The organism is Niveispirillum sp. BGYR6 (assembly GCF_027568365.1).
In the GTDB taxonomy this organism is placed as follows: Bacteria; Pseudomonadota; Alphaproteobacteria; order Azospirillales; family Azospirillaceae; genus Niveispirillum.
In genome coordinates, this window is sequence record NZ_JANLNL010000008.1 from 16638 (window position 1) to 28324 (window position 11687).

10 protein-coding genes are annotated in these 11687 nt (G+C 57.6%); 4 read left to right on the forward strand and 6 right to left on the reverse strand.

From position 1 onward, the window contains the following. Position 1 precedes the first annotated feature (1 nt). Entirely contained in the window at positions 2–886 is an 885-nt protein-coding gene (gene rfbD / locus PCJ49_RS16505) for a dTDP-4-dehydrorhamnose reductase (RefSeq protein ID WP_269911894.1), read from the forward strand. Between the two features lie 159 nt (positions 887–1045). Here rfbD and PCJ49_RS16510 read toward each other — a convergent pair whose 3' ends face one another. The 5 genes from PCJ49_RS16510 to PCJ49_RS16530 form a co-directional block, all read right to left on the reverse strand. Continuing rightward, positions 1046–1927, reverse strand: coding sequence for a hypothetical protein (locus PCJ49_RS16510; protein ID WP_269911895.1), 882 nt, complete (start codon positions 1925–1927; stop codon positions 1046–1048). Next, complete coding sequence (locus PCJ49_RS16515) at positions 1924–3168, reverse strand: hypothetical protein (RefSeq protein WP_269911896.1); 1245 nt, start codon at positions 3166–3168, stop codon at positions 1924–1926. Before PCJ49_RS16515 ends, PCJ49_RS16510 begins: the two co-directional genes overlap by 4 nt. After that, positions 3165–4004: a Wzz/FepE/Etk N-terminal domain-containing protein gene (locus tag PCJ49_RS16520; RefSeq protein WP_269911897.1), complete on the reverse strand. Its 840-nt coding sequence runs from the start codon at positions 4002–4004 to the stop codon at positions 3165–3167. The genes PCJ49_RS16515 and PCJ49_RS16520 overlap by 4 nt, the downstream gene beginning before the upstream one ends. Before the next feature lie 66 nt (positions 4005–4070). Further along, positions 4071–6599 (reverse strand): YjbH domain-containing protein, encoded by a 2529-nt coding sequence (locus PCJ49_RS16525; protein ID WP_269912071.1) that lies wholly within the window; start codon positions 6597–6599, stop codon positions 4071–4073. A 25-nt stretch (positions 6600–6624) separates the two neighbouring features. After that, complete coding sequence (locus tag PCJ49_RS16530; protein WP_269911898.1) at positions 6625–9378, reverse strand: SLBB domain-containing protein; 2754 nt, start codon at positions 9376–9378, stop codon at positions 6625–6627. Positions 9379–9388: 10 nt separating this feature from the next. Here PCJ49_RS16530 and PCJ49_RS16535 point away from each other — a divergent pair, with 10 nt between their 5' ends. Then, positions 9389–10114: a YjbF family lipoprotein gene (locus PCJ49_RS16535; protein ID WP_269911899.1), complete on the forward strand. Its 726-nt coding sequence runs from the start codon at positions 9389–9391 to the stop codon at positions 10112–10114. Between the two features lie 160 nt (positions 10115–10274). On the opposite strand, the gene PCJ49_RS16540 is transcribed toward PCJ49_RS16535, so the two are convergent. Beyond that, positions 10275–10598, reverse strand: coding sequence for a hypothetical protein (locus PCJ49_RS16540; RefSeq protein ID WP_269911900.1), 324 nt, complete (start codon positions 10596–10598; stop codon positions 10275–10277). A 260-nt stretch (positions 10599–10858) separates the two neighbouring features. Here PCJ49_RS16540 and PCJ49_RS16545 point away from each other — a divergent pair, with 260 nt between their 5' ends. Then, positions 10859–11353 (forward strand): hypothetical protein, encoded by a 495-nt coding sequence (locus PCJ49_RS16545; protein ID WP_269911901.1) that lies wholly within the window; start codon positions 10859–10861, stop codon positions 11351–11353. A gap of 97 nt (positions 11354–11450) precedes the next feature. Beyond that, the gene (locus PCJ49_RS16550) at positions 11451–11642 is read left to right on the forward strand and encodes a hypothetical protein (protein WP_269911902.1); all 192 of its coding nucleotides are present in this window, start codon (positions 11451–11453) and stop codon (positions 11640–11642) included. Positions 11643–11687 lie beyond the last annotated feature (45 nt).

Consider the following 11687-nt stretch of genomic DNA (forward strand, 5'->3'; position numbering starts at 1 on the left):
GATGACGGTTCTGGTTTTTGGCCGGACCGGCCAGCTTGCCACGGCGCTGGTCCACCATTCGTGGGCCCCCAGTGCCGATGGCAGACCGCGGGCCGTGATCGCACTGGGCTCTGCAGAGGCTGATATCCGTGACGCGGCGGCGGTGGCAAATGCCATCGCCGCCCATCAGCCGAGCCTGGTGGTCAATGCGGCCGCCTATACGGCGGTCGACAAGGCAGAGAGCGAACCGGAAGCCGCCTACGCGGTGAACGAGGCGGGGCCGGCCGCAATCGCACTGGCGGCCGCTGCGGCCGATATTCCCCTGATCCATGTTTCAACCGACTATGTGTTTGATGGGACGGGTAATGTTCCCTATGGGGAGGAGCAGCCAACAGCGCCGCTGGGTGTCTATGGTGCCTCCAAACTTGCTGGTGAAAAGGCTGTGGCAGCGGCCGGCGGCCGGTCTGTAAGCCTGCGGACCTCCTGGGTGTTCAGCGCCGATGGGAATAACTTCGTCAAGACGATGTTGCGATTAGGAGCCGAGCGTCCCACTCTGCGAGTGGTGGCTGATCAAGTTGGCCGTCCTACGGCAGCGGCCGACATCGCCGCCGCAATCGCTTTCCTGGAGCCTTTTGTGCGGGAGGGGCGTCTTAACGGTGCTGTCCATTTCGGCGGAGATGCCCCCATCAGCTGGCATGGCTTCGCCGAAGAGATTTTTGATGCGGCAGCTGCCTTGGGACGGCCCCGCCCCACCGTTGCCCCGATCACGACCGCTGAATATCCCACTCCAGCCAAGCGGCCCGCCTATTCGGTCCTCGCCTGTGATCGCTTCCTGGCCTTGCCAGGGGCCTGCCTGCCGGATTGGCGCAGTTCCCTGCGAAAGGTCGTCGCCACGCTGTGCCACTAAGGTTGCTCGGCTACCGGCGAAAACTACGGCGCTGCGTTGTAAAGCCATCAGTGCCCATATCAGAACCCGATCAGGTGGAAGGGCGCGCTGGGATCTGGTACCAATCCGCCGAGGGTCAAACCCTCGGCGGATTGGTATTATCTCTCCTGCAAGGGAGGCCTACATCAATTGAGGCCCGCCATCAGCCGGTCGGACACCTAATCCGATGAGCAGCGCATTCAGCCGCACCAATGAAACTTTGCGACTGGACGGTCCCTTTAAAAAAAACTTAAAGCTATTCGCTATAAATAAAAACACTCTCATCAATAGATATAAACGATCGAGAATAGACCAACCTGGCGCTCGCAGTTGCTGGCCAAGCAGAACCCCCTGACCATGTGCGTAACGCGTAATCTTATTCTGTAAATCTGGACGCGATGGTCTTACAACTGAAATATTATTCAGCCATGAAACATTTTTTAGGTGATGACGCATTTTGACCAGGTAAAGAAACCGTCCATCTTCCCCGGACTGATGTGGAGAAGAGGTACCCGGCCCAATCGATGGGTCAAAACGCAGACCGGTAATCGCCGTCGTTCGGAAGGCTGTTGACCAGATAAAGGCTCGGAACACGACTCGCACGGCGGAAATTTGCCTTACTGTCACATTCCTCACGCTCGGCGACGTCGATATATGATCATCGAATGAAACAGGGGCCGAAACAACCAACTCTGTCCTTAACGCTTGTAAGGCACCACGAATGAAATCGGAGCCCGGGCGAACGCTGACATCAACAAACATCAGGAAATCGGTGGTATTCTCCAGCCGCATTAAGCCTTGATTTCGCGCATTGGAGACACCTCTATTGGGCAAGATCTGCAAATCTACCGAGGGATCGCCGAGCAACCATTCGGGAGCGGTGTCAAGACGTCCCTGTAAGATGACGGCAAACACAGGCTGAATATCCGGAATGGAATCGCAGATAGTATGAAGATTGTTGATACAGCCCTCAAGTAAGGAAAGTTCCTCCACCAAGGCAGGAATAATAAAACCGAAAATCATAGCTTAACTATCGCCTGAGATGGGTTAGATTCGTCTTGAGATTTAAGCGGAAAGCCACATGCGATCATAACACCCAAAACTGCCCCCACCATGGGATGGGCAAGAGGGATCGCCGTGATCATTAGCAACAGATAGGCCGCTGCGGTGAACACGCGCACAGATGCAGGCGCCTTAAGGCGCCAGGCGGCTGCTACAACGATCCCAGCAAACATAAAAAGCAAGGGCCCTAATTCAAAGGCAATTCGACCAGCACCAGAAAGGTTACTTTTAGAGGGGGTCGCAGCCCATAAAAATTGGGGATTTCTCTGCTTTAAATCAACGAACACGTCGTAATAATAATTACCAGATATTCCATGCGGCATCATGTAGTTCCCGAAGAATGACTTAAAAGAAACATAGATTGCTGCAAATCTTTCATTTGCAGATGCGTCCACCAACAACAGGCTGGTTGGATTTTTTAACAGAATGTCCACAATTGTTAATATACGATACTGATGTTTATAATCCTCAAAAAGCGCAAAGCCGAGCGCCCCCACGAACAGACTGATCAAAAGGACAAACCCAAAGCCACGGCGCCCCAGAAGAAAGGGCAGGCTAATTCCGGTAGCCAAAATAATCACAATGACGACCTGGGACGAAATCGCCAGAAACAGGATTGATAGCAAAGCAATCGCCACGATGAAACGTTTCATCCCGAGCAATATGTGCAACAATAATAGAAAAAGCATTTGGCTGGCATAATATGTCGGCTCAGGCGCCAAACTCGTCACACCACGGCTATCAGTGGTACGTGCATCCGAAATCAGAAAAACGAGAAATCCACGGCCAATAATGATTTGAAGAACCCCAACAAGAAACCATCCAAGAATTGCGATTTCAGTGATTTTTTGCAAGAGCGCACGCTCTGATAGTGAAATATTAAAGAAAAGATAAGTAAAAACAAAAAGGCTAATATACCCAATGATATTTCGAATAGCGGATAATTCGATATCACCTGCCAAAAAAATAATTATTGCGGCAATGGTGATGCCAGCAACCATCCAGACACCGGCCGAGGCCTGATGCCGACGGGCAAGCATGATCAGCATGAGCCCAAGCACCAAGCCTGTAGGCTGGGTATCCACCGGAAGAGGAATCGTCCGCAGATAGGGGAAGAAACAAAACAACAGGAACAATGCCAGCAGCCAATGGCTGCTTTGGCATCGTTCCGTATGCGGAATATCCCCCACCGCGACCGTCACCTCTGCCCCCTGATCGCCAGAATGATAAAGGCTGTGATAAAGGCTGTGAGCACGGCCGTCAGGCCCAGCCAGATCAGCAAGAAGGAGGGGCGCACGCGAACGTTTGCCGCCGCCGCTGGATCAATGAGATTGAAGGCAAAGGGCGACAACGATTGTGCGCTGACAAGTTCGGCAGAAAGACGGCTATGCATCTCCAGCAAAGACTTTCGAGTGCTGTCTGCCGTCGTTGACTCAATCATGGAGTTGATACGCTCCAACCGCTCCTGCAGACCTGAAATACGCAGTCCCCGCAAAATCAGATCGGCTTCTGAGATAATGGTGGAGAGTACGGGCTGCGAAACGCCCTGTTTACGAAAAAAGAACTCCAGCTCAACAACGTTTGACCCGCTGGCTGCACGGGAAAGTTTTACTTTCTGTGTCAGCAATCCGCGAATAACATCGCCTCCATCTTCACGTCCCATCGGGTCTAACTGGAATAAGTCGTCCTCTATAAATTCACGAACCTTTGACAATAGGCTGCGCTGCTGGGGATCAATCCCCAACGCCTTGACCATCTCGGGCTTTGCTGCAAGCCGATCCGCCAAGGAACGGGAGGTCAGCACAGCTTCAAGCGCATTATAGGAGTCGGACGACGATGTCAGGCTGCTTAATATCCCGCTGAATTGCGTCGGCGTTTCACTATCTCGCAACTGCAACGTCGCCTGAGCCACGTAACCTTTGTCCAAGAACGGCAGGACCAGTCCGGTGAGTACAAAAGCCACCAGCAAGCCCCCAAGATAGAGGAACCATTTCGCCCTGATGGCCCGCATCAAGGTCGGTAGGTCGATCAACTCCATGGTGCGCATATCACTCAGTCTCCCAGCCGCCTTGGCGTCGGCAATTCCCGATCCACCGATCGATGATCAGTCTAATAACGTATTCCAGTTGCGCCGCAGGCGCGATCCATCGGACGCCTCGATCTGCCCGATCAACGCCCGCCGACTGGCCAGCATTTGGCCACCGTCACGGGTAAGCGGGCGCCAGAGCCAGCCCAGCGACCCACGGCTGGATTTGACATAGATGTTGTCGAGCGGGATGATGAAATAAATGCCTTTGTCGAAACGGCCCTCACCAAACTGCTCTGCCGAAACGTCTGTAAAAGTGGCAAAGGCCCCCACGGTGATGCCACTGTCAAACGTCCGTGACAATTCGAATGTGGCCCCCTTATCACCCGCCAGATAGCGGCCAACACTCAAGCGAGTATCCACCCCTAGCGGTTCATAGTGATAATATCCGCTCAAGTGGCCGGTCACGACATCATAATCGCGGAAGCCGAACCATTGCTGGAAATCGCGCTGTTTGACCCAGGCAACATCCAAGCCGATGGCCCATTCCTGACCGAAGGGCTTATACAGCACCTCGCCGCCGGCCCCACCGAACATTTCCTCCAGATAGCCGCCGTAAAGCCGGCCATACGTATCCTTTGCCAGGCTAAATGAATAATCAGCCTGCAGGTGCGTCATCGACGTCGTACCCTGCTGGAGATAGCTTTTGATGTCAGAGCGCACATGCGGCAACACGCTGTCCGACGGAACGCGCATCCGGTCGAAATTATTATAGATGTCGATGCCAACGCCGCCGGCAATGTTGAGGCCGGGAGCCAGGGTCACTGTGCCGGATACGCGCATCAGCGCCTGCCATAAAATGAAGGCTTCCGGCCGCCCCAAAGTCTGACGCAGGGCCGGGCGCAGCGACCAGCCGAATCCTGGATAGGGATCTGGCTGTGGCGTATTGGCCTCTGCCAGCTTCATCTCCGGCCGTTCCATGCGGGTGCGCATCCACACCTCTTCCATGGAACCACCCGTAGCCGAGAGCGAGCGCTCCAGATCAGCGCGGTACATGGTCGCGGCCAGCATCTCCATGCCGTTTTCCATGAAAACCAGCTGGATCTCGCCATATTCAGGAGGCAGCACAGAGGCGGCGGCGCGCACGGCACGGCCAATGGCGCGCGGCATCTGCCGGTACCGGCTATTGGCAATGAACAAGCTCGCCTTGCCGGGCTTATAGTCAGCACCATACAGGAAGAAACCCTGCTTGCTCAGCACCTCCCGCAGCTGCTTGCGGACAGGTTCCGGCGGCGGGGCCCCGGTCAACTGCACCTTGTCAGAGGGCGTGACTGGTGACGGCTGCGACACCTTCAGCTCATCCCGCAGCAGTTTGGTGTCGAAATCCATCACCAGCCAGGGCAGGCTGTTTTCCACCTGCACGATGCGGATCTTGCCCTGGAAATCAGGCGCCAGTTCGATAACCCGCTGTGCCAGCGCATAAGCCACCGTGACGCCATCCCGATTGGGCGAGCCGGTCACAGTAACGTGGATTTCCTTGCCCATGCGGGCAAATGCTTCCAGATGCAAACCATCAAAGGCAGCCTGACGTCCAAGACCGGTGCGCACCTCCTCCGCATTGCCCGGCACGATCGGCGCCTGTGCGACAGGCGGCGCAGCCAATGCCGCCGCCTGCTGCCCCGCCGGCGTGACGGGGAGCAGCGGGGGCGGCGGTGCATCCAGCTTGGGCGGACCCTTGGCCTTATGGAAATTGGTGGTGGTGGCAAAACGCAGCATGGCGCGATTACCACGCTCCAGCGCTACACCCAGTTGCAGCCAATCCCAGGGTTTATAATCAATCCCGATATTGATCGGCAGGCTCTGCTTCAACGGGTTGTTGAGCGGCTCCGACTGATAATCGTTGGGATCATATTCCAGCTTCAGGTTAAGCCCCTCAACAAAGGGCGGACGCCAGTTGACCCCGCCGAACAGCGAAACACGGCGTCCCTGGAAAAAGTCAGTGGAAATAGCACCACCGCCGCTGGCAAAGGTGGTGTCACGTGTATCGAACCGCTTGGAAATGAGGGAGAACGGATTACGCAGCGTACCCTGGGTGCCCATATTGCCCCAGCCCATGCCCAGCGAAATGTCGAAATCCCCGAAGCTCTGATCGGCGACAATATATTCGGAGCCAAACAAGCCGGTCCCGGCAATATCGCGCAAGCCCACCGACAGGTTAGGCCAGTCGGCATCGCCCTTTACCAAACGGACCTTTACGTCAATGCCGCGGTCTTTATAGCTCTGATCGCCAGAGAAATCCTGCGGCCCGTAGAAGCGGTTAGCAACGCTGGTGTAACGCAGGGTCGCTTCCAGCCAGGGTAATCCCTGGACCGTCAGGAAATAGCGCGTATAGGGCCAGACATAGGAAAAGCCGACATAGGCCTGCCCGTCGTCAGACATGCGTCCCATCGGGGTTTGGATCAACCCCACGCCACCATAATCGTTCACCGTTGCTGATGGCTGCCGGGGCAGGAACGGATTGTCCAGTTCCTGCCCCTGGGCTGCCCCCCCGTTGGACATAGCCAGCAAGGCAATGAGGGCTGTGGCCATCCGGCGGAAGCGTAACATGATCACCAGATTATCCACCCGTCGATCAATTCCGAGAGATCACAGCCAGCGAGGCCGCCGAAATGGCCAGACTGCTGATCAACGACATCACGGTGCGAGTGGTGGCCAAGAAGCTGAACGGTTCCGGATCACGCGGCACAACGATCGTGGAACCCGGCGGTATCGGCACATTGCCATCGCTGAAGCGCCCCAAACCGAGAGGTTCGGATTCCCCGTTGGGATAGATGACGAACGCATCAGAGAGTTCTGCCGATGCTGTGACGCCCCCCGCCCTTTTCACATAATCACGTGCGCTGGCGCCACTGGTAAACATGACAGAACTGGGGTTCAGCACCTCTCCTGTCACCGTCACATGCGATGGCCGCTTGGGGATAAACAGCTTGTCACCCGGCTCGAGAGCGAAATCCAGTTCGGGTCGGGAGGCCAGAACCGTCGGATCGGCCTCAATCACCACACGGCCGACCGCCTTCGTGCTTTTCAGACTACTGATCAGCCCCTGCAAGAAGGGCAGCGCGCTCTGTGCTGCCTGAGCATTCTCAGCATTGCCGCTGGCAAGCACGCCGGGCAGCGCCTGCTCCAACTCACGGGCGGCACGACGGTAACCCTCCTCTTCTGCAACACGGACCTGTTCTCGTTGAAAAACAGCACCGTAAGAATAGGCACCGGGCGTCAAGCCATCAACGCGACGCAGCAGCTCCGACAATCGCTCCCCACGTCGAATATCGTAGCGACCTGGCCGCAACACCTCGCCGGCCACTTCAACCACACCAGTTTCACGTTGCTGTATAACACCGCTGACCCGGATCACATCACCGGGGCTGATCGTCGCCTGATTAAGCTGCGCCACATTCAGTCCGGTCTGACGCCCACCAGCCGTGCTGCTCATCTCAATGGCATTGACGTCGGCATCAAGTGTCAGGCCACCGACGGCGGACAGCACCGTCTGGGATCTTGTGCCAGGAACCACGGGGTAGATTCCGGGAAACCGGACCTCCCCTTCAAGTACCGATACATATTCCAGCAAATAGGGAAGCAGGTCAGGATGGCGGTCATATATCGCCGGACAGGGGCGGACATCAATTAACCCGGAATTGCCATAACTCATCATCCGCCGGGCGATCGGGAACCGTTGTTGCATCCCTTCCGAAACAATGGCGGCCAGAGACTGCAGGCCAGCACAGGCAACGTTGGTTTCGATCAGACGCGTCGTGCCTGCCGACTTGTCAGTATAGGCGCCAATCAACCCCTTTGCGACCGGCTCATTTTCCTGCTTATCAGGCGTAGACGTCAATGAGCCTCCCCCCAAGGCCAGCCTTTCCTGCGCCATTTTCGAGTCGATGGAAAGCTGCAGGCTGGGGGGGGACTCTTTCCGAAGTACCGCCTGCACATCCGCAGAACCGAGATAGCGTACATCGTCTCTGGTCAAGATGATGATCTTATCACGCTCGCGCAACGTGATGTTCATGCCCCCTTCCAGTACACGCTGGAGATCGACGGGAACGTACCGGCGCTGGCGGTTGGCGGGATCCTCCGTTTCAATGACGGCAAACGGAAGATAGGGGTTGGATTGAAGGACATAAGGGTCCCGCAGGAGATCGCTGAGCGTCTTGGCCTGACCCAGGCCGCGATCACCCGGCAATTCCGCAGCGCCTTCCAGGGCAATCGCTTCCCGCGGCAGCTGAACGAAAATCACATCGCCTGCCGCAATGGCCGCCGTGCTGGCAGGGCTCCGGATGATCTCATTGCGACCACTGGAGTCCAGGCGCAGAATCTCAAGCCGGTTTCCACGCGCGCGCTGCGGCCCCCCGGCCAGTTCCAGGGCAGCGTTCAGCGAAACCTTGCCGCCATCCGCCCGCAATTCATAAATACCCGGACGGACGACCTCGCCAGCGACGGCGATGGTGGTTCCAATGCCGGGAACGATGATCTGGTCGCCATCTCTCAGCCTGAGATCATGGAGCGAGCGGCGCCCCAGCAGCACATCATAAAGATCAACCGGAATTGTTTCGCCGGCCCGAACGATCTTGAGATTGCGCAGGCTACCGGTCTTATTCACCCCCTCTGCAAGCAGCAGGGCATCGACAAGGCTGGACAGGCTGGTCAGCGTGAAACGGCCGGGTGAGTGAACTTCACCGGTGACCAGGACGCCGATCGACCGGATCGAACCGACAGAGACATAGACATTGGTCTGCAGAAAGGCCGCCTGCGCCTGCGCTGTCAAATCATCCCGGAACTCCCCGAAATGCCGCCCGGCGGCCGCCACAGGCGGCATGTTGGGCAGGACAACACGGCCTTCACGATCCACCCGAACCTGGGTGGTATTGTTCACTTGGCCACGCAGCGTGATGACCAGCTCATCACCAATGCCCAAGACATAATCATCGGGCACCGAACCGGACAAAAGGCCCGTCGTCTGCGTGGTCCCCGTCGCCGTCCGCAGATCGTAACCAAACTGAACGAGGTCCTGCGACACACGCCGCTGATATTGGGCCTCCAGGGTAGAAGGAACCTCCTGTTTCTGCTCTTCCCGGCCGAAAGGCAGCGTCTTGCCCGGCGGCTGCTGTTGTTGCAGGCGGGCCCGGTCCAGCGCACTGGGAACCTGCCCACTCGGCTGGCCTTGGCTATATTGCTGCTGCAGGTCACGCAGATTAACGCTGCCGCTGGGCAACTCGATCATCTGTGCCGACGCTGGCATGGCGGCACTGACAAGCAGCCCCACCCATGCTAGACCGGATCGCAGGTGCCGCCCCTGGACGGCAGCCTTGAACACATGACGCATCGAGTTCTCCATGATTCATCCCAAACGCGATCCCAAGGCGACCACGGCCATCCTCAGCCGGCGCCGCTGTCTGGGCCTGTTGGCAGCCAGCGCCTTGCCGGCGACCACCTTGCCGGGATGTGCCCTGGTTAGCACTGAATCTCCTTATTGGGCAACAGTGGCCGCGGTGACTGGTGTCACGCAGCCAGTACCGGTCACCCGCCAGCAGGCAGATGACCTGCCCTATGCCTCGATTCTCGCCTGGTATGACGATGGGGCAGTGGCCTTCATGGTGCTGGGGGAAGTCGGTCCGCAACGGGAACTGGTCTATTACAGCCAGAGCCGGCAGGTCCTGGTGACACGGGGCCCCTTCATTGTGCGCAGTGTGGGAATGGCCGGCGACCTGACACGAACAATCTTCCCCACAGACTGGCCAATGGCAGACAATGGAGAACCGGCAGATTTAAGAGCACTGGCGGGCCGCACCCTGGTGCGGCGCATCGATATCCAGTCCGCTGCCCTGTTTGACGTACCGCTCAGCAGCCGTTTCACCCTGGAAGGCACAGTCCAGATCAAGATTCTAGGGCGATCGCTGGAAACTGTCATCCTGCGGGAAGATGTGCAGATGCCGGGAGAGAAGCCCTACACCAACCGGTACTGGCTGGATGCCAAGACCGGATTCTGCTGGAAGTCGAATCAACACATCCACGCGCGCGCTGATGCGATGAATATCGAGGTTACCAAGCCTGCCGGCTGAACCGCAGGGAAAGGGGCGTTCACACGGGACCGAAAGGCGGGGAGCCCGGCGCCTTGCCCATCAAACCTACCCTTAAGAAAACCTGAAATGCAAAAGGGCCCCCTCACGGGGGCCCCTCCGAGAACAGTCCACATCCTGCGGGTGCGAACAGCGCCCGTTATCAGCGACGCGTGCTGGTCGCGGTCGTCGTCGACGTGCTGGTCGGGGTCGTGATTGGCGGGGTCGGCGTGGTGCCGCCGCCATTGTCTGGCGCATCATCATTGCCGCCGGAAGCAGCGGCAGCCACCACACCAGCCACAGCAACGGCACCGACAACGGCAACCGTGGTCAGCGAGCCAACTGCAACGCCGCTAGCACCGGCGCCCGCAGCGCTGCCTGCGCCGGTAGAAGCAGTGGCGGTAGAGCTTGCCTGCTGAGCATTGGCAACGGCCGGCATCAGCCCAAGTGCGATAGCCGCAGCCGCAGCCAGAAGATCCTTTTTCATTTGGACTAATTCCCCAGAGGTTGGACCGATGTGCCTTATACCACTTCTTTTCCGCGTTGCGAGAGGTCTTCTGCCTCCAACGGGTTAAAAATACCGCATAGCGGTGTCCTGTGGCAGGGCTGCCGCAGCTGCCAATAGGGCAAAACGGGGGAGAAGATCATTTTTCCTTTCACCCTTTCCCCATTCAGTCAGATATTTCTGGTTGCACCACGTATAACGATTCGGAATATGCCTTTGGAGCGAACGAAGCGGAAGAGACCATGAAAGGCGATCCGGCAGCCCAGGCACGCATGGACCATCAGCTTCGCCTGCTGCACGATGATCTTGCACGGCTGGAGAAGCGGTGCGCGGCCTTGTCTCCCCCCGCGGACGTCACCCATGCCTTGCGTCAGTTCAAGGAACTGACGCCGCTGTTTGAAACCGTCGATTCCTTTGTCACCGTGGCCGGCTCCTATGCCCAGCGCCTGGAAACAGACAAGCTGGTACAGGTGGAAGAACAGCTGACGCGGTTGCAAACCCTGCTGTGGCACCTGCGTCTGACGGCGGTGGCGCCGATCCTGGAATGTCTGGCGGAAGATATGCGGCACATGCCCCTGGGCAGCCGGTTTGTGATGGAACGATGGCGGGACAGGCTGGCTGACCTTCACCAGCATCCGGCAGTACAGACCGGCCTGCCGCCGACACTGCTCTCTCATATAGAAGAATTGACCCGGCGCCTGATCAGCAGCGCCCCCGACCTGATCGCCTTTGATTGATGCGACGCGGGGGTGCGGTAACACACTGGTCAATCGCCGGCCCTGCTGTATTATCCTGCGCCCAAACACCTATGCCATGCAGGGATCAGAAAAGCGGATGAACAAGATTCTCGAGATTCTCAAACCCTATGGCCGCCCCACGCCCAAGGAAGAGGCGATACTGGACGCCGTTCTTGAACGGGTGGGGCGCAAGCTGCTGACCCCTGAAGATGCCATTGACGAGATCATGGAGCGACTGGATTGGCCCCTGGAACGGGCCGCAGCCGAGGTGGATGGGTACCTGGAATAATCAGCGCACGTGCTGAACTTTCCACCCAAACCTAGACTTCTGGAT